Here is a 20,800-nt window from a genome sequence, read left to right as displayed (position 1 = left end):
TAACTCCTTCTCTGTGATAAGACTGTTTTTATTCATAATTATAAAGGATTTTGATTCAGAAATCCCCATTAGATTTGGTTTCCATTACTTTCCGTAAGAACTGTATTTTCTAGTTTCCTCTGAAAGAACTAGTGCTAACAGTGAGATTTTTTTCCAATGCCAGGTAATCAATGGATTCCTGATTCTTTATATGTATTCGCAACTCCCTTTCACTTTCTTGACAAAGGTTTCATACATTACAAGATACATCGTAATATAAAATTTTGGTTTTGTGCGTGAAGAAATGAAAAGTTTATGGAGGATTTACAAAGTTAACAATGCGTTTACTTAAAAGTAATATATAACAAAAAATCCCTTTCCATTACGGAAAAGGGATTAAACGAGAACTTCTCTTTGCTCTGCTTCTAAACCAGTAATAAATCGTGCTAAATTTAGACTTGCATTACCATTGGAATACTCATTCCATTGTTCTGCAAATTGTTTAACCTGATGTAGATCAAAGTTATTATCGTGAATCTTTTGTACGATTGCATACGTCGAAAATACAACTGGTCCAGGCATCTGTTGCTCATAATCTTCTATTAAACCGCTCGTAATCTGATATTCATCCATATCATATGCGAAGAAAATCATTGGTTTTTCCAGTAATGCATATTCAAAGGGGATAGAAGAATAATCAGAAATGAGAATATCTGTAATTAGTAGTAAGGCATTAATTTCCCTGAATTCAGAAACATCGTATACAAAATCATCGTATGCATCCATGTTGATAGCATTTGAAACGGCAGGATGGAGTTTAATAAAAAGTACATATTCATCGGAAAGCTCCTGATATAGCTGATGGATATCTAATTCTAATTGGTAATTACTTAACTGCTCGTTTCGAAAGGTTGGGGCATAAAGGATAATTTTCCTTCCATTAATTGTAGGGAAACGATGATTGATTTCACGAACCATACTTTGTTTCTTATGTTCGTCAAATAACATATCTGTTCGTGGTATTCCTGTATAGATAAACCGATCATCATCATCTATGCCGAAGCTTTTCCGAAATGTATTCGCCATTTGTTCAGACCCAACCACTGTGTAGTCAAAATGATCGTACACACTTTGGAAGCGACCGATAGCCTTTTCCGTTCTAACTTCATTGCTTGGGTCTTCTAACCCGAAACGTTTAATCGCACCAGCAGCATGCCATAGCTGGATGCATATTACATTCGGACGGAAGTTTGTCACAGCAAGAAACCCCTGATAGTTATCTACTAATATAGTTGAAGCGGTTGCTAAGTGATAAATAGATTTGATAAACTCGATTGGACTTTTGATTTCAATACTTAAGGTTTTATCAACTTTATCCCCAAAGTCATATTTACACTTCTTATCTTTCAAAATAATAATTTCCTCTTCAGATACTTGTTTGAGCGCTTGTGCTGTATACATTATATTATCCCCAAACGAAGCCACACCAACTGTTTTCTTCTTTTGGGGAAATAGTTTAAGAGTATTGAAGATGATGCGGAAGATGAAAAGGTATAATGTAATATTTAATTCTCTAATCATGGTCCACCCTGTTTAAATCTGTCTTTGTTTTTGTTGTAGAGATTCCAATGGTGCGCGGTAGATAAATAACCTCGCAGTACTCTACTAAAAAGTCAAATTTACCTTTCCAGTCATCACCCATGATAAATACATCTATGTCGTAGTTTTTAATATCATTAGCTTTTTGTTCCCATGAATGTTCAGGAATGACTTCGTCGACATAACGGATAGATTCTAAAATCGCTTTCCTTTGCTCAAATGAATAATAGGCATCTTTACCTTTATCCATATTAAATTCATCTGTAGAAATAGCAACAACTAGATAGTCGCCATATTCCTTTGCGCGTTTAAGTAAATTAATATGGCCTATATGAAGTAAATCGAATGTCCCATATGTGATTACTTTTTTCATAAGTAATGACCTCCAATCTGGCAACCACTTTTATTGTATTATAACATAGTGGTTTACGTTATTTTTAGTTTGTTTTTACATTAGATTAACAATTAGGTGACTACATGCTATTATACAATGAATCTGGGTGTATAAATAAGTATTTATTGCAAATTTGTGTCAACTTTTGCAATGACCCTTCGTAACAATTTAGTAGGAATTAATTATAAATACGGAGGTGTAGAAATTAGTTATACTAGTAAACTATATATTATTATTAAATGTGTATATGGAAGAAATAAGAGGACAGGCCAATGATACATTTTTTAAACCCAATATAGGAATAGCACGAGACCATTGAGAGAAAAATATATGATATACTATTATATAAAACACAAATATTCAGGAGTCACTTTTTCAATAACGTAATGTTTGACTAAAAATTATTTTTTATACTTCCTTAGTGGTACAATATACATCATATTCAATATCTATGTGAATTGTAAACTAAAGGTTATAGGAGTTGAGTGGAATGAAAATTACTGTAGCTATTCCAATCTATAATGCAGAAAGGCATTTAAATGTTACATTAGATTCTTTAATAAATCAAACAATGGATAGTAATGATTACGAGGTTATCTGTGTAAATGATGTCTCTACAGATAATAGCGTTAAGGTTGTAGAAACATACATGGAAAAACAAAATAATATAAAATTAATTAATAGAACTGAAAACTCTGGTGGCCCAATGCTACCACGGAATGATGCAATTAATGAAGCTAAAGGGGAATACATTCTTTTTTTAGATAATGATGATTTTATTGGTGAAGAGACGCTAGAGAGATTTTATAAATCTGCTAAGGAATATAACTCTGATGTTATTTTTGGGAAATATATAGGTGTAAATGGGAGAGTTGTTCCGCAATCCATGTTTAAATATGGGAACTTGCCAAATGCAGAAATTTTAGACCATAATTTAGTCTTCTCTTTAGCACCACATAAAATGTTCAAAGTAGACCTTATAAGAGAACATAATATTCGTTTTCATAAAGAAGCAGTTGTTGGAGAAGATCAATTATTTGTCATGCAATGTTTTGTTAAGGCTAAGGTCATTACTGTTTTATCCGATTATGAATACTACTATGTTGTTAAAAGAGGGGATGAAAATCTAAGTTTGAAGTATTTCCCTGCTAAAAACTTCTTTTACTCTTTTAATAATATAATGAAGACTATAGAGGAGTCAGATTTAAGCTCGTTATATAAAACGAAATTAAGCGCAGCATTTTTAAACAGATTTCTTCATGCAAGTCGATTGAGAGGGCATATTTTTTCCAATCTTCTAACAACGGAACAAAAAATTGATTGGTTGAATGAAACGAAAAAGTTTATTGACAATCATGTAAGTGATGAATTAATTAATTTACTTCCATCAAGATTCCACTATTTTGTATTAATTGCACGTGAAAACGATTTGCAGAAATTATTGATGGTTCATAAACGAATGGAATCTGTTAGTCCAAATCAGATTACAAGGGTTGAAAACGGTTGGATATATGCAAGGTTTAAGAATACAAAAAAGTACTTAGCCTATGATGAGGAACATACGGTCAATCATGTTAATAAATCAGATGTATTTGTAGACAATATTGTCTTGGACGAAACACATTGTGAAATATCTGGACAGTTTTATCAAAGTTTGTTAATAAATATGAATGTAAACAACGAGTTAGTTTTAGTCCACAGAAAATCAGGAATTGAAAAAAGAGTAGTGGATAATTTAGTAAGTAATTCTGGTCAATTTAAATTTAAATTTAATTATCAGGAGTTCGTGATAGATGAGAATTCTGTCGGACCATGGGATGTCTTTATTGAAGGAACTATTGGAGGCTATAGGAAAAGGCGGAGACTAGGACAAGCTAGGCGAACGGATTTAGTTAAAAGGGTAAATATGGACCATAAAGGAATTTTACCAAGGCTTACTAACTCCACTAAAGAGGAAGTTAATACTGAAAAGGAAATAAGTTTTGATCATGTTCTTTCATTTGGAAAAAAATATATAGTTAAAGCATATTTCACTAAAGGTCATGATAATCTTTCATTTGATATTAAATTGAATAAATAGAGGGTGATAATTTTGGCGAATTCAAGTAGGAAGGCAACAGTTAGAAATAAAGAAGTCTGTACTTATGCAAGACCTTCAAAAAAGGCGATTATAGTAAAACATTATGATAAAGGAGTTCAGTTAACGGTATATCCGATAATTAAAGGATGGTATGAACTTCGCCCGGTAGATGTAGATGGTATTATGAATACTGAGTTTATTGAGGAAAGTGAAATTAAGTTTAATTAAGATTTATTAAAGGCAATTGCTAACTTAAAATTATAAAATAGATGACTCTTCTTTACTGACTTATTAAGCTTATAAAGGATATAATCGGAAAATTTCCTAAAACCACCAATCTAATAAAAAAGGACCAGAAATATTAACTCATTTCTAGTCCTTTTTATATTTCTATTCATTTGTTAACCCGTTAAAATTAGTTAATTTTAAAGTATTCATCGATTCCGTCAGCAATTGCTTTGGCTAGCTTATTTTGATAGGCATCTACTACTAATTTCCGACGTTCACTAGGATTACTAATGAAACCAAGTTCTAATAAAGTTGCTGGCATAGCGGATTCACGTAAAACTGCAAAAGTTTTCCCATATGTTCCGCGATTGTAAGCACCAGTATAACTTACCATATTGCGATTTATTAAGTTTGTAAGACTCATACTATTTAAGACTCTTTTCGGATTATTATGCATATCCTTATTAATTTTAGAAGGGTAATTTTTGTCGTATTTATAGTAATAAGATTCGATTCCATTTGCTGTTGATACACCTGAGTTATGATGGATACTTACAAAAATATCCGCATTAAGAGCATTAGCCTTTTTCGAACGTTCTAACAATGATAGGTAAGAATCGTTAGTACGGGACATATATACATTAAATCCTCTATCTTGCAATAATTTCTGGACTTTTTTCGCAACAGATAAATTCAGGTCAGCTTCATGAAATCCTCCAGCAGTTGCACCAGAATCAGATCCGCCATGACCAGGATCTAAAAATACAGTTTTCGGTTGTTTAAATGCCTCACCTTCATTTACTGTTGCACCTTTCCCTTTAGTTACTAACTTGATTTCAATTGCTTCTAAACGTTTTGATTGACCTTCTGATCCCGCTCTCATCCCATTTTTAGCCCAACCTAACCAACCATATCCTTGAATATGCACGCGATAATATACATCATAATATTTCGAGATTTCACCTGTTAGGTTGATTTTAATTGCTTCCATTCGTTTCGACTGTCCTGAGGTACCAGAAATATCACCGTCGGAAACGTTACTTAACCACCCACGGCTCTGAACATGGGTGGAATATACAATGTCACCGCTATATGGCGCATGTTCTAGATTGATATTAATAGCTTCTAGACGTTTCGCTTGTCCTTTGGTTCCACTCATAGCCCCATCTGCTACAAAATCCATCCAACCATGTGATTGTACATGTGTTGAATAAACAACAGATGGATTGGTAAGGAATGGCTTCGAAGTAGAACCAGGGGCTTTCCCGTCTTTCTCAACTAACTCAATTTCAATTGCTTCTAACCGTTTTGAGAGTCCTTCAGTTCCAGCCTTCTCTCCATTTTTAGCCCAATCTAACCAACCAAATGTTTGAGAGTGAACGCGATAATATATATCATAATGTTTTGCAATATCACCCGTTAAGCTTATTTTAATTGCTTCCATCCGTTTACTTTCTCCAGTTGTACCAGATTGGTTACCATTGGATGCATTATTTAGCCATCCTTTACTTTGAACGTGAGTTGAATAAGTGACACCTCCACTATAAGGGGTATCTTTTAAATCAATTTTTATGGATTCTAAACGTTTTGCTTGTCCCTTTGTTCCGCTTATAGCTCCATCTGCTACAAAATCTATCCAACCAGAAGTTTGAACATGCGTTGAATAAACTATAGATGGTTCTGTAAGAAATGGTTCAGCTGTTGGACCGGGAGCATTCCCACCCTTTTTTACTAACTTAATTTCTATAGCTTCAAGTCGTTTCGATAGACCCTCCGTTCCTGCGGGTTCACCATTTTTAGCCCAGTCTAACCATCCAAATGTTTGAGCATGAACCCGATAATAAATATCGTAATCCTTAGCCTTTTTACCAGTTAATTCAATTTTAATCGCTTCTAGACGTTTGTGTTTCCCAGTAGTTCCGCTAATCTCTCCACCAGGAACGTAGTCTAACCATCCATCACTTTGTACATGTGTAGCATATTTCACACCTAAATCTTGTATATTGCCAATTGAAATCTTTATTGCCTCTAATCGTTTGGCTTGTCCTTTTGTACCTGATGTTTCTCCGTTAGAAACAGGGTCTTGCCAACTGTCTCCTTGTACATGCGTGGCATAATTAATAGAAGGATTTTCTTCTAATGATACCTTTAAGCTTTTTTTCATTAATAATTCCTCAGGATGGTCTTCGGAAGCGGTTAGAGTTTCCTTTGTAGGTTTTTCTTCTGAGGACTTCTCTTCATTTTCTGAAGATTTTTGTTCTGAAAAGTTATCTTTTGATTCTTCCTCTACAACAGCATTTAAAGAATCATATTCTTCTTCGGTAATCTTTATTTTTTCATTATTTTCATCTATTGAGTAGTAAGCCAATCCTTGATTAATCACGGTGTCATATTCATCTACTGTTTTAACTTCTTCTATAGATGTGCCGTTTTCATTTTCAGCCACAACCGTAATTTGATTATTCAACTCGAGTGGTTGAATTTCCTCAAATTTGAATGAATCAGACTCTGCTAATCTATAATGAATAGTTTCGTCTTCCGAGATAACCACCATTTCACTTCGTTCATTGGTAACTTTAAGGATAATATCTTTCGTAAGATTAGACGAATCATCTTGGATTTCTATTTTACCATTAACGGCTGAATTCGTTTCATCTGTCCATCCTGTTAAAAACAATATAATGTTCTTTTCGATGGTTACTTTTTGTTCTTCACCATCGTAATGAATGAAATAGTAATTAGATCCTTCGTCTAAATTTCCTTGACTGTAATACTCTGTTGCATAGGCAATGTTTCCTGTAAAAGGATAAACAAGAATCATTAACATACTAGTTATTAAAAAAATCTTCTTATGCATTGTCATTCTCCCTACAAATAAATTATTACTAAAAATACCAAAACGCCTTAGAATTCGACAAAATTCGTATTTCCCCTACCATTCTAGCATAAAATTAGGAAAAAGTTACTAGTTGAATGGAATATTGTTAATTATGGATAGATTTATAGGTCTATTCTTCTATTAATATCGGATAGAGTAAAGTTACAAAATATGTTAATATAAGACATAATTAGACTATAATCATAAGTTACAACTAGTAAATAACACTTCAAACAGACATACGTAACTTAGATTGATAGAATTGTGGAGCAAGGATTAATCGGATCGTGCTAGTGATTTTATCCGATTTTCTAAGAGGAAAAACTAGAGGATAAACGGTCTCTTGCTTATAACGTCAAGCGTTTGTCAATTGGAGGTGATTATATTTTATAGGTAAAAAGGGGCACCTTGACAAAGCACGGATGACTCTCAGATGCTTCGGTCTTTTGGTGCTAGAATATTAGTATAATAGTAAGGATATTGTTGGTTTTATAACTAAGATATTATTCCTTTTTGTGCATTAAATTTTATTAATAGGGAGAATGAGGATGCAAAGAAAGATAAGTTTATTAAGTTGTATATTATTAATGTTTTCTGCTTTTTTTTCTCAAGGGAATTTTGCCTATGCATTAGATAGCTCAAGTACAGAAAATAATGAGGAAAGTATTAGTTACTATTTCATTCATTATGATGGTACAGAACAGGAAATAGTCATTAATGAAAATGCTAAATTAATTTTAGCAGGTTGGACAGATGAATCGAAGTCGTCTGCTAATGGTAAAATTGAATTTCAAAATGATATGTCTGAACCCCAAAAAGATATCATATTGGATATTACCGACGAATTGAATCAAATTGGTTTAACAGATAATGAAAGTATTCATTATCGATTAGCCATATCTGATTCGTTCGAAGTTGAAGAAGTAGAGCCTGTTGAGCTAAATAATCAGGTCACAGTTGTGGCTGAAAATGAAAACGGGACTTCTATTGAAGAGGTTAAAACAACGGATGAATATGCTACCGTAATCAATAAAGAATTAACTTACTACTCAACGGATGAAAATGGCAAAAAGAAAGAGAGTACAAAAGAAGAGTATGATAACTTAAATTCCGTTGAAGACAAACAAGATATTGATAAACCTTCTTCTGAAGATATGCAAGAAATAGAAGAGTCCACTGAAGTGGAAAAGGATTCTGAGGATAAAGCGGATAAAGACTCTACGAAAGTAATGGCAAGAAGTTCTATGGCGATGAATGTAGCTAATCCTTCTATTACTTACACTACCCATGTGCAAGGAAGTGGTTGGATTGACCCTGTTTCTAATGGGGAACCTTCTGGTTCGACAGGAAAAGGAAAACGTTTAGAATCAATCAAAATTGATTTAGAAAATTCTCCTTTTAGTGGAGGTATCACATATTCAACACATATCCAAAGTAAAGGATGGCTTAATAGTGTATCCAATGGTATCCAATCTGGTACAACTGGAAAAGGCAAGCGAATGGAAGCCATTAAAATAGACTTAACTGGTGATATTGCAAAACATTATGATGTGTATTATCGTGTTCACTCTCAAACATTCGGTTGGTTAGACTGGGCGAAAAATGGACAAGAAGCTGGGACAGAGGGACTAGCTAAGCGTTTGGAAGCCATTGAAATTAAGTTAGTTAAAAAAGGCGAAAAAGCTCCAGGTTCTACAGATGAGCCATTTCTTACAGCACCATCTGTATCCTACTCAACCCATGTACAATCACATGGCTGGATGGATCTAGTTAAAAATGGGGCAATGAGTGGTACTAAAGGAGAAGCCAAACGTTTAGAATCCATTAAAATTGATATACAAGATAGCCCTTATAGTGGGGATATCACATATTCAACTCACGTTCAAGGCAAAGGGTGGTTGCCAAGTGTGTCCAATAATGATCCATCTGGTACTACTGGACAAGGTAAAAGAATGGAAGCCATTAAAATAAGCTTAACTGGTGATATTGCAAAACATTACGATATCTATTATCGCGCCCACGCACAAACATTTGGTTGGTTAGACTGGGCTAGAAATGGTGAAGAAGCTGGAACAGCGGGATTATCCAAGCGTTTGGAAGCCATAGAAATTGTTTTAGTCAAAAAAGGTGGAAAAGCTCCTGGGTCAACAGCTGAACCGTTTGTTACAGGTCTATCTGTAAATTATTCAACACATGTTCAAACTTATGGTTGGATGGATTTTGTTGCAGATGGGGAAATGAGTGGAACAACTGGTAAAGCAAAACGATTAGAAGCGATTAAGATTGATTTAGAAGATGCTCCTTATAGTGGTGGTATTTCATATTCCACACACGTGCAAAGTAAGGGCTGGTTGAACAATGTATCCAATGGTGCACCATCTGGAACAAGTGGAGAAAGTAAACGAATGGAGGCAATTAAAATCAATCTAACTGGTGAAATTGCCAAACACTATGATGTTTATTATCGTGTGCATGTTCAAAGCTTTGGTTGGTTAGGTTGGGCAAAGAACGGAATGGAAGCAGGTTCTCAAGGCCTATCGAAACGCTTAGAATCTATTGAAATTAAGTTAGTTAACAAGGATAAAGGTGCAACAGTAAATAAAGACGATGCATTCAAAAAAATAGCTACAGTTGTAAACTATACGAATTATGCTACTGATTTCTCTAATATGATTAATAAGCAAATGTCCATAACGCCAATCTCAGATAGACCTAAGGCTGATGGTGCTGGCCTCTTGTTTGCAAGTAGGGAATTCGTTGCGTATTATGCCAATCCCAATAATTTTTCACAAGATTCCAGTAGTTATCTGCAATTTCTTAATCTATCCAAGCCTGCTGGATCAAGTGCTACAAATCTAAATAATAAGGTTCTTAATGATAAAGGTGTTTTTTCTGGAAAAGCACAGGCATTTATTGATGCTAGTAAAAAATATAATATAAATGAAGTGTACCTAATTTCCCACGCCCTTCATGAAACAGGTAACGGTTCGTCGATTTTATCGAATGGAACGATAGAGGTGGGTGAGGTGAGCTCCAATAAATGGGTATCATTCCAACCAAATGGTACGTTTATTGTAGAATGTAAACCAACTAGTAGTGGTGGATGTACATGGAAAGTAACCGAAGATAAAACGTTTAATAGAGATGAAGCTAAGAACATTAAAAAGACTTATAATGTTTTTGGTATAGGCGCGGTTGATAAGGACCCTAATATTCTAGGTTCTGTAAGAGCTTATCGAGAAAACTGGTTTAATGTGAGTGACGCTATTATTGGTGGCTCCCAGTTTATTGCTAATGGTTATATTAATCAAGGGCAAAACACCCTTTATAAAATGCGCTGGAATCCAACAAGTCCAGCAACACATCAATATGCAACCCATGTAGCTTGGGCTGAATCACAAACTAATCGAATGGCGGAAATATACAATCTACTTGACGCCTATGTATTAAACTTTGATGTACCTAAATTTAAAAATCAACCAGCTGCATCTTCTAAGCCAACAGGTGATGCTCAATATGACCTTGATCGTACACTGGAAGGTGAAATCGGCATTACGACGGCAAGACTTAACTTTAGATCCGGGCCGAAGACATCTTATAGTGTTGTCAAGACACTTCCTATAAGTTCGCAAGTAACTATTATTGGTAAGAATGGTGGATGGTATAAGGTTCATGTTGATGGAGATACTGGTTGGGTTTCTGGGGATTACATTCAGCTTAAAAAGAACATGAAAATGAGTGTATTTTCGATTCTAACAGAACCACAACCTTCTACTAGTGAAGAGGAAAAGGTAACTAATGGAGAAACAGTAATAAAAGAGGGAAATTTGTTTAGAAATGAATTTTATCGATTTATGGATTAAAAGTAAAAACTAAATTGTTATTGTAAAGAAAAAAGGTGCATTTTGAGTTCACTCGAAATGCACCTTTTGTACATAAGTAAATTCAAAGAAGGATAAGTTATGCATGCTATATACATTTTTGATATAATAACCTAAGAATTATAATGCTGGTATAGTTTTCCATAAAAGAAACTAAATTAGACACGCATAGATACCGTAGATTTAGTGAAAAGTCTATATGCCGATAGACAAAAGTGAATGGACTGATAACACAAAAGCCCATTCTTAAAGCAAATAAAGTAGGAGATGATTTTTGTGAAAGGTATAATTTTAGCAGGCGGAAGTGGTACAAGGCTCTATCCATTAACTATGGTAACGAGTAAACAATTACTCCCTGTATACGATAAGCCAATGATCTACTATCCTTTATCTACATTAATGTTAGCTGGGATTAAGGATATACTAATTATTTCTACACCAGAAGATATTCCACGTTTTAATGCATTATTAGGAGATGGCTCCCAATTTGGTGTGAATTTGCAATTTAAAGTTCAGGAAAAACCAGAGGGATTAGCGCAAGCATTTATACTAGGTGAAGAATTTATTGGTGATGATAATGTTGCAATGGTTTTAGGTGACAATATTTATTATGGAAGCGGCTTGCGAAGCAAACTTATTAGTGCTAGCCAAAAGGAAACTGGTGCGACAGTTTTCGGATACCATGTACCAGATCCAGAACGGTTTGGAGTTGTTGAGTTTGACGAGGATGGCAAAGTTATGAGTGTCGAAGAAAAGCCATCTATGCCTAAATCAAATTATGCGATTACAGGGTTATACTTTTATGATAATCGTGTTGTAGACATTGCTAAAAACGTTAAGCCTTCAAAACGTGGAGAGCTGGAAATAACCTCTATCAATGAAGCATATTTAGAATTAGGCGAACTTCATGTTGAATTATTGGGACGTGGTTATACATGGTTAGACACAGGCACACATGAAAGCTTAGTCGATGCTACAAACTTTGTGAGGACGATTGAAGAACATCAAGGAATTAAGATTTCTGCTCCAGAGGAAATAGCATATGTGAATGGATGGATTACACAAGAAAAGTTACTTCATTCAGGAGAGATATTCTCTAAAACAGGATATGGTCAATACTTATTAAAAGTTGCAAGAGGAGACATTAAATACTAGGGGTGAATCTAATGAAAATTGTAGAAACAAGTTTACCAGGAGTTAAAGTAATTGAACCGAGTGTATTTGGGGACCATCGTGGTTGGTTTATGGAAACACATAGTGATACGAACTTAAGAGAAGCAGGAATTGATATAAACTTTGTTCAAGATAACCAATCATACTCAGCAGCGAAAGGAACATTAAGGGGATTGCACTATCAACTTAATCCTAAAGCACAAACAAAACTTGTAAGATGTACAAGAGGTACAATCTTTGATGTAGCAGTTGATATTAGAAAGGGTAGCCCTACTTATGGCGAGTGGTATGGAATTGAGCTTTCTGCAGAAAATAAAAAGCAATTGTTAATACCAAGAGGATTTGCACATGGTTTTATGACAATAACAGAAGACGTCGAAGTCCAATATAAAGTCGACAATGACTATGCACCAGAATGCGATAGTGGAATCCTTTGGAATGATTCAACAATCGGTGTTAAATGGCCGATAGATATTGAACCCATTTTATCCGAAAAAGATAAAAATGCCCTAACATTAGATAAGGCAAAGAATAATTTCGTGTATGGGGATGGGGAGTAAATGTATGAAAATATTAGTAACAGGTTATACAGGTCAGCTTGGATTTGATGTAGTACAAGAAGGCATGAAGCATAACTTAGAAATGTTCGGAGTTGGAAGTAAAGAACTCGATATTACGGATAGAGATGCAGTCAATAATTATGTTGAGAAGTTAAAACCGGATGCAATTATTCATTGTGCAGCATACACAGCTGTAGATAAAGCGGAGGACGAAAGAGAAGCTTGCTGGAATGTGAATGTAGACGGAACAAAAAACTTAGCTGAAGTTGCAAAGGAACTTGGTGCAAAGTTTTTATATACTAGTACAGACTATGTGTTTGATGGGAAAGGTAATACCCCGTTTGAGGAAACAGACGAAGCAAATCCTATTAATTATTATGGTTTAACAAAATTTGAAGGGGAAAAAATTGTTCGAGATACGCTGAATGATTCATTTATTGTTAGAATTTCTTGGGTATTTGGTAAGAACGGCAATAATTTTGTGAAAACAATGCTAAGACTGTCGGAGTCACATGATGAATTAAATGTCGTAGGCGACCAATTTGGATCTCCAACTTATACGTATGATTTAGCAAAACTATTAATTGAAATGATACAGAGTGAAAAATATGGTGTATATCACGCTTCAAATGAAGGATATTGTAGTTGGGCAGATTTTGCTGAGGAAATATTTAAGCAAAGTGGCAAAAATGTTACAGTCAATGCGATTTCTACAGAAGAGTATCCAACTCGGGCTAAAAGACCGAATAATTCTCGACTATCTAAATCAAAACTACAAAACAAGGGGTTCACTCTGTTACCAAAATGGCAAGATTCTTTAGCACATTATTTAAATGAATTAAACTTCGAGGTGAAATAAAAGATGGCGAAAAAGAAAGTAGTAGTTACAGGTGGAGCTGGTTTTATCGGAGGGAATTTTGTTCAGTATATGGTGAACAAATATCCGGATTATGATATTTACAATTTAGACTTATTAACCTATGCTGGTGATTTAACTAAACATAAAGAAATAGAAACTAATGATAATTACCATTTCATTAAAGCGGATATTGCAGATAGAGAAGCAATCATGAATCATTTTGAAAAGGAAAAATTTGATTACGTTATTCATTTTGCAGCAGAAAGTCATGTGGACCGTTCTATAACTGACCCTGAAATTTTCATTAAAACAAACGTATTAGGAACACAAGTATTATTAGATGCAGCTAAGCAAATTGGTGTAACTAAATTCTTACATGTGTCTACTGATGAAGTTTATGGTGAATTGGATTTTGATCCTTCACAGTTCTTTACAGAGGAAACACCTCTTCAACCAAATAGTCCATACAGTGCAAGTAAGGCATCTTCTGATCTTTTAGTTCGTGCATATCATGAAACATATGGTTTACCTATTAATATTACTCGTTGTTCGAATAATTATGGGCCATATCATTTTCCTGAGAAACTAATCCCACTTACAATATCCAGAGTATTAAATAATGAAAGTGTACCTGTATATGGTGATGGTAAAAATATCAGAGATTGGCTACACGTATATGACCATTGTTCAGCTATAGACTTAGTTTTACATAATGGTGTTGACGGTGAAGTATACAATGTAGGTGGTCACAATGAAAGAACAAATCTAGAAGTGGTGAAAACTATTATTAGTACATTAGGTAAATCTGAAGACTTGATAGAATTTGTTGAAGATCGCTTAGGTCATGATAAAAGATATGCAATTGACCCGACTAAACTGGAAGAGTTAGGTTGGAAACCGGCATATAATTTTGAAACTGGAATTGCTCAAACAATTGAGTGGTATTTAGAAAATAAAGACTGGTGGAAACATATTCTTAGTGGGGAATACCAAGAATACTTTGAGAAACAATATTCGTTTAAGAAATAATATTATATATTAAAATTGAGGGTGTCCCTAATCATTTAGGTCGACAGCCTCTTATTTTGATGGGAATAAATATAGTTAAGTATATGAACGGCAAAAAAGTGGATACTAAAAGCAAACTTAGGCCCTATTTCACAATATATACAAATTGAGACATAATTTAACATTTTTCTACAATTGCTTTTACAAAGGTTTAACAAATAATTATACTGATGGTATAATATCTATTAGGATTTAAAATAGAGAGGTGTCGAAATATGATATATGCAGGTATTCTGGCTGGTGGGAAAGGTACACGTATGGGAAACGTCCCGATGCCAAAGCAATTCCTTTTGTTAAACGAAAAACCAATTCTCATTCATACAGTAGAAAAGTTTATCCTAAATAATCGATTTGAAAAAATTATTATTGGTACTCCTAAAGAATGGATAAATTATACGAATGATATTTTGCAAAAATATAATGTAGATCTACCAAAAGTTGTAGTTGTTGAAGGTGGAAGCAATCGTAATGAAACGATTATGAATATTATTGAATTTATTGAGGATAGTCATGATTTAACAGAGGATGATGTTCTTGTTACACATGATGCTGTACGTCCGTTTCTAACCCACCGTATCATCCAAGATAATATTGAACAAGGACAAGTTCATAGTGCAGTGGATACTGTAATCCCTGCCATCGATACGATTGTTGAGTCAGAAGATAATGAATTTATTTCTCATATACCTAGACGTGACTTCATGTATCAAGGTCAAACGCCACAAACATTTAACATGAATAAATTAAAAGAATTGTACTCTCAATTGTCAGAAGAAGAAAAGGAAATTTTAACCGATGCATGCAAAATCTTTTCAATAAAAGGTGAAGCAGTCAAATTGGTACAGGGTGAAATCTTTAATATCAAAGTTACTACCCCGTACGATTTAAAGGTTGCAAATGCAATTATTAAAGGGAGTTTAGATAAATGATAAATCAAGTTTATCGACTAGTTTCTGCAAGACAATTCGAAATTAGTTATAAAGATAAATCTATTATATCTGAAGAGGTTGTCATTCGCCCGACACATCTTTCAATTTGTGCTGCTGACCAACGTTACTATACTGGGACACGAGGCGAAGAAGCGATGAAGGCTAAGCTACCTATGTCCCTGATTCATGAAGGTGTTGGAGAGGTTGTATTTGACCCAACAGGGAAATTAGATATAGGTACAAAAGTAGTAATGGTTCCAAATGCGCCGACAGAAACAGATCCATTCATTGGTGAAAATTATTTGAGGTCATCTAAATTTAGATCTAGCGGTTATGATGGATTTATGCAGGATTATGTGTTTTTACCACACGATCGAATAATAAAGCTTCCTAAAGATATGACAATGGAAGTGGCAGCGTTTACGGAATTGGTGACCATTGCAGTTCATTGTCTGACGAGATTTGAGAAAAAAGCTCATTTAAGAAGAGAAACATTTGGTGTATGGGGTGACGGTAATTTAGGTTATATTGTATGTCTGTTATTGAAAAAATTGTATCCAGATAGCAAAGTATATATTTTTGGGAAAACGGGCTATAAACTAAATCAGTTTTCATTTGTTGATGAGGCAATAAAAATTGATAATATACCTGAGGATTTAACAATTGACCATGCAATTGAATGTGCTGGTGGAAAAGGTAGTCAATATGCAGTGGAACAAATTATTGATCATATTAATCCAGAGGGCATGGTTTGTTTGTTAGGAGTTAGCGAATACCCGATAGAAGTGAATACAAGAATGGTACTTGAGAAAGGACTAACATTGTTAGGTAGTAGTCGTAGCGGGGCTGATGACTTCCAAAGAACTGTCAATATATACAAAGAACAACCAGAAGTTGTTAATTATTTAAGTACGTTGATCGGTGAAGTATATGATGTGAAGAAATTATCTGATGTGACGAATGCTTTTGAAAGTGACTTGTCTAATTCTTGGGGAAAGACCATTATGAGGTGGATGATTTAGAATGCATCTTCTTAAGAAATTGTATATTAATGTATATAAATTTATAGTCAGATGCATTTATAATTTTCTTTCGTTTTTTAGAAAACATGATAGTAATAAAGTGATAATTGCTTTATATCGTACAAAAGAATTAGAGGGAAATTTAGAATATATATATGAGGAACTGATTAAACAGATGCCTAATGCTAAGATTCATCTTGTTGTTGGTGAAAACAAGATGAATCTTCGACTGTTCAAAGAGATAGTACGATTATCTAATGCACGTTATTTAATTGTTGATGATTACTATCTTCCTATTTATCTTGTTCATCCAAGAATTGACTTAAAGGTCATCCAATTATGGCATGCTGCTGGTGCTTTTAAAAAGTTTGGTCATAGCACAGTAGGAACTAAATTTGGACCCACTAAGGATTACATAAAAATGGTACCAATTCATTCCAACTATACACACGTTTATGTTACCTCAAAACATATTGTCCCATTCTATGCAGAGGCATTTAATATGTCTCAAAATAGAATTTTCCCTTTAGGAATTCCAAGAGTTGATTTATTTAATAATAAGGATAAGTCAGAAGAAGTGGTAGAGTATATGTATAGGGATTTCTCGTTTCTAAAGGAGGAAAATGTAAATATATTAATAGCTCCTACGTATAGGGCGAAAGGGACACAAAGTGAGTCGAAGGATGAATTGACAAATACCATAATAAAAATATCGAAATTAATAAATAATAATATATATATTATCTTTAAGGCACATCCCTATATGGATAAAAAGGAGCTTGGAAAACTTAAAGAATGCCCGAATATCATCATTGCCTCTGAGTATTCTATCAATGAATGGATGCTTGTTTCAGATGCTTTTATTACTGATTACTCCTCTTCAATATTTGAATTTGCACTGTTAAAAAGACCGATGGCTCATTATATACCTGATATTAAAGAATACCTCCATAATCGTGGGTTTTATCAGGATATACATAAAATATCAGATGGTGAAGTTTTATTGAGTAGTAATGAATTAATTCAATGGATAAATTCAATAGAGAAATATGATTTCTTTGATTCAACTCGAATGATTAAATACAATTTTGATTACACAGAAGATGTATCTAAACGAATAGTAACTCATTTTATTAGTAAATAGAAAGGGGCGGTATCTATGTTTATATCACCAATTGATCAAAGAGACATTGAAGTCATATCGCATGATATTGTCAAAAGTGATATAACGAATCTAACTCTAAATGGCCCTTACCTTGAAGTAGAAGGATACGCTTCATTTCATGGTATAAGAACTTTTGCTGAAGATAGAATTAGAAAAACATTATTAATTGTATCTGGAATAGATATTAATGAATATCGAAAAAAAAATGAGGAGAGCAGTGAGCTATCCGATGAGGAAATTATTAAACTAAATACAATTGAGGTTCCGTTAGAGAACTGTAAGCTATTAAACATGACATACAACCAAGAGGAGTTTATTAAGGAAGATTTAGACTTATTAAGTGGGTTCCGTGGAATCGTTGATTTATCAACCATACATAATGGCAGACCCTTATTATCCGGGGAGTATAATGTCTATATTAAATTAGAACAGCTTCCCAATGATAGAGATAATATCAAATATGAGAAGATTTTTCCGATATCGAACGTAAAACAGTTTATGAAGAACAATATTCTTAATACCAAACTAGAGAATTTTTCTGCAAAGAAGGTATTGAAATATAACTTAGTTATTTCCTTTAATGAGCATAGTAAGACATTGAAGTTAAAGAATACACTATTACAATCATATAATCCTGAAGATATGGTTGCGCCTTCTGCGAAAGAAGGGAAAAATACTAAAGCATTTAAAAGAAGATTTTTTAAGCTACTATATATGATTTTTTGTATATTTCCTATCAATAAAAAGAAAGTTGTTTTTGCTTCTGATAGTCGGTCACAACTTAATGGGAATTTATACTTTGTTTATGAGGAATTATATAAAAGAGGTCTAGGATTAGATATTAAGTTTATGTTTAAGGAAAGAATAAACGATAAAAAAACTATATTTGATTTAGTAAAATTAGCTTATCAGTTTGCTACTTCAAAAATTATCTTGTTAGATGACTTTTATCCTCTAATATATCCCTTAAATATTAGAAAGAATGCAGATTTGATTCAAGTATGGCATGCAGCTGGTGCTTTTAAAACATTTGGATATAGTCGTATTGGCCGCCCAGGTGGTCCTTCACCTCGTTCGAGAAACCACAGAAATTACACAAAGGCAGTGGTAAGTAGTGAAGGAGTTCGAAAAAACTATGCCGAGGGTTTTGGTATAACAATTGATAAAGTATATTCTACAGGTGTCCCTCGATCTGATATTTTCTTTGACGAGGAATACAAATCATACGTTACGAATACTTTACATAGCAAATATCCGTTTTTAAAAAATAAGAAGGTTATTCTTTTTGCACCTACATTTCGTGGGAATGGGCAAACTTCTGCCTTCTATCCATTTGAAATATTGAACCTTAAGAAGTTATATGAGGAGCTACATGAGGAATATGTATTTCTCTTTAAAATACATCCATTTGTAAAAAACACGCTTACAATTCCTTATGAATATAATGATTTCTTTTATGACTTTAGCAGTTATCGTGAAGTAAATGATTTATTACTCATTACTGATATTCTTGTAACAGATTATTCATCTGTTTGTTTTGAGTTTGCTTTATTAGATAAACCAATGTTATTTTTTGCATTTGATGTAGAACGGTATATAGAGGAACGTGATTTTTATTATAATTATTTCGACTTTATTCCTGGTCCTTTAGTTAAAACAACAGATGAATTAACAACTGCAATAATAAATCAAAACTTTGAGCAGGAAAAGATTAAACCATTTGTTGATTACTTCTTTAATGATACGCTTGGTAAAGCCTCGAAAAATGTTGTAGACCAAGTGATAATACCTAGTTTGGAAGATAACTTGAATGATGATAATGAGAGAGAAAAAGCAGTATTAGTTCCTCCTGCTTCCAGAATTGATCTTTTTGAACAGTCATTAGAAGAAGATAATAAATAATATTGTATAGTAATTTCATCTTTGTTATTCCTTAATTATGTTTAAGTTAAAATAAACAGATTCCATCAGCTTTGGAATCTGTTTATTTTAGCACCTTATGTATATATTAACTATTAATTGATGATAAAACATAAATAGTTTATTATTATTAAGGGAACCTTTAAGAGAAATCCGTAACGCTTTTAGTTGGAGATTTACTAATATTAATTCTGCATTGATGGTTAGACAGAAAGAAAGGAACTATCTATGAAATCTGCTATAAAAGTAATAAATGAGCAAATTAGCCATTTTTATTTAGTGCGAAGAATATCGTTTTTTGAATTAAAAAGTCAAAATAAAAATAACTATCTTGGGATGGTATGGGAAATAATAAATCCAGCTATACAAATCTTAATTTATTGGTTTGTGTTTGGAACGCTTAGAGAGAGAGAACCAATAAATGTAGGTGGTCAAGATATATCCTTTTTTAGTTGGATGTTAGCTGGGTTCTTTTTGTGGATATTCTTTTATCAAGCAACCATTCAAAGTTCCAAATCAATTTATTCAAGGCTTCAAATGTTATCAAAAATGAATTTTCCAATGAGCATTATACCTAGCTATGTTATCTTCTCTCAATTCTATGTACATTTAGTTTTAGTAATCGGTACAATGGTCATCTTTCAGTTCACAGGGCACTATGTAAACATATATTATTTACAGTTTATTTATTTTATCTTTGCTACTTTATGCTTAATATTTGCTATATCTCTTATTACTTCAACATTATCAACAATAATAAGAGATGTTCATATGCTATTAAATTCAGTATTGAGAATGTTATTGTATTTATCTGGAATATTATGGCCAATAACGATCTTGGAACAATATCCACCGATTATAACGACTATAATGAAGTTAAACCCTCTATACTATTTAATTGAAGGTTATAGAGCCGCATTCTTTGGGTCAGAATGGTATTTCATTACAAACTGGGAATATACCCTATATTTCTGGGGTGTTGTGGTTGTATTATTCTTATTCGGTTCAATGCTACATGTGAAATTTAGAAGACATTTCATTGATTACTTGTAAAGGTTTGTGAAT

General features: G+C 33.4%; 15 protein-coding genes. 12 read left to right on the top strand and 3 right to left on the bottom strand.

Annotated features, from left to right (window positions below):
- Nucleotides 1-375: 375 nt before the first annotated feature.
- Both D8M05_RS09535 and tagD read right to left on the bottom strand, forming a co-directional pair.
- Entirely contained in the window at nt 376-1,440 is a 1,065-nt protein-coding gene (locus tag D8M05_RS09535) for a CDP-glycerol glycerophosphotransferase family protein (RefSeq protein ID WP_245985278.1), read from the bottom strand.
- A 112-nt stretch (nt 1,441-1,552) separates the two neighbouring features.
- The gene (gene tagD / locus D8M05_RS09530; RefSeq protein ID WP_121131180.1) at nt 1,553-1,951 is read right to left on the bottom strand and encodes a glycerol-3-phosphate cytidylyltransferase; all 399 of its coding nucleotides are present in this window, start codon (nt 1,949-1,951) and stop codon (nt 1,553-1,555) included.
- 511 nt (nt 1,952-2,462) lie between these two features.
- On the opposite strand from tagD, the gene D8M05_RS09525 reads away from it, so the two are divergent.
- Nucleotides 2,463-4,052, top strand: a complete 1,590-nt coding sequence (locus tag D8M05_RS09525; RefSeq protein WP_121131177.1) for a glycosyltransferase — start codon at nt 2,463-2,465, stop codon at nt 4,050-4,052.
- Between the two features lie 12 nt (nt 4,053-4,064).
- Nucleotides 4,065-4,280 (top strand): hypothetical protein, encoded by a 216-nt coding sequence (locus D8M05_RS09520; protein ID WP_121131174.1) that lies wholly within the window; start codon nt 4,065-4,067, stop codon nt 4,278-4,280.
- A 187-nt stretch (nt 4,281-4,467) separates the two neighbouring features.
- Here D8M05_RS09520 and D8M05_RS09515 read toward each other — a convergent pair whose 3' ends face one another.
- On the bottom strand, nt 4,468-7,137 hold the full coding sequence (locus D8M05_RS09515) for an N-acetylmuramoyl-L-alanine amidase (RefSeq protein ID WP_183072753.1): 2,670 nt from the start codon (nt 7,135-7,137) through the stop codon (nt 4,468-4,470).
- Nucleotides 7,138-7,706: 569 nt separating this feature from the next.
- Between D8M05_RS09515 and D8M05_RS09510 the strand changes: the two genes are divergently transcribed.
- From D8M05_RS09510 to D8M05_RS09465, 10 genes are all read left to right on the top strand, one after another.
- The gene (locus D8M05_RS09510; RefSeq protein WP_183072752.1) at nt 7,707-11,021 is read left to right on the top strand and encodes an SH3 domain-containing protein; all 3,315 of its coding nucleotides are present in this window, start codon (nt 7,707-7,709) and stop codon (nt 11,019-11,021) included.
- Between the two features lie 294 nt (nt 11,022-11,315).
- Nucleotides 11,316-12,194: a glucose-1-phosphate thymidylyltransferase RfbA gene (rfbA, locus tag D8M05_RS09505; RefSeq protein ID WP_121131165.1), complete on the top strand. Its 879-nt coding sequence runs from the start codon at nt 11,316-11,318 to the stop codon at nt 12,192-12,194.
- Between the two features lie 11 nt (nt 12,195-12,205).
- On the top strand, nt 12,206-12,772 hold the full coding sequence (rfbC, locus tag D8M05_RS09500) for a dTDP-4-dehydrorhamnose 3,5-epimerase (protein ID WP_121131162.1): 567 nt from the start codon (nt 12,206-12,208) through the stop codon (nt 12,770-12,772).
- 4 nt (nt 12,773-12,776) lie between these two features.
- Complete coding sequence (gene rfbD / locus D8M05_RS09495; RefSeq protein WP_121131159.1) at nt 12,777-13,631, top strand: dTDP-4-dehydrorhamnose reductase; 855 nt, start codon at nt 12,777-12,779, stop codon at nt 13,629-13,631.
- 3 nt (nt 13,632-13,634) lie between these two features.
- Nucleotides 13,635-14,660 carry a dTDP-glucose 4,6-dehydratase gene (rfbB, locus tag D8M05_RS09490; RefSeq protein WP_121131156.1) on the top strand — a complete coding sequence of 342 codons (1,026 nt, stop codon included), beginning with the start codon at nt 13,635-13,637 and terminating at the stop codon, nt 14,658-14,660.
- 254 nt (nt 14,661-14,914) lie between these two features.
- On the top strand, nt 14,915-15,628 hold the full coding sequence (locus D8M05_RS09485) for an IspD/TarI family cytidylyltransferase (protein WP_121131153.1): 714 nt from the start codon (nt 14,915-14,917) through the stop codon (nt 15,626-15,628).
- Entirely contained in the window at nt 15,625-16,650 is a 1,026-nt protein-coding gene (locus D8M05_RS09480) for a ribitol-5-phosphate dehydrogenase (protein ID WP_121131150.1), read from the top strand. The genes D8M05_RS09485 and D8M05_RS09480 overlap by 4 nt, the downstream gene beginning before the upstream one ends.
- 1 nt (nt 16,651) lies before the next feature.
- On the top strand, nt 16,652-17,794 hold the full coding sequence (locus D8M05_RS09475; RefSeq protein WP_121131147.1) for a CDP-glycerol glycerophosphotransferase family protein: 1,143 nt from the start codon (nt 16,652-16,654) through the stop codon (nt 17,792-17,794).
- 15 nt (nt 17,795-17,809) lie between these two features.
- Nucleotides 17,810-19,717 (top strand): CDP-glycerol glycerophosphotransferase family protein, encoded by a 1,908-nt coding sequence (locus D8M05_RS09470; protein WP_121131144.1) that lies wholly within the window; start codon nt 17,810-17,812, stop codon nt 19,715-19,717.
- 246 nt (nt 19,718-19,963) lie between these two features.
- Nucleotides 19,964-20,788 carry an ABC transporter permease gene (locus D8M05_RS09465; protein ID WP_121131141.1) on the top strand — a complete coding sequence of 275 codons (825 nt, stop codon included), beginning with the start codon at nt 19,964-19,966 and terminating at the stop codon, nt 20,786-20,788.
- Nucleotides 20,789-20,800: the final 12 nt, after the last annotated feature.

The sequence above is a fragment of the Oceanobacillus bengalensis genome (assembly GCF_003628445.1).
GTDB lineage: Bacteria > Bacillota > Bacilli > Bacillales > Amphibacillaceae > Oceanobacillus > Oceanobacillus bengalensis.
The sequence above is the reverse complement of the archived record's forward strand: the minus strand, read 5'-3'. Positions and strand labels throughout refer to the sequence as shown.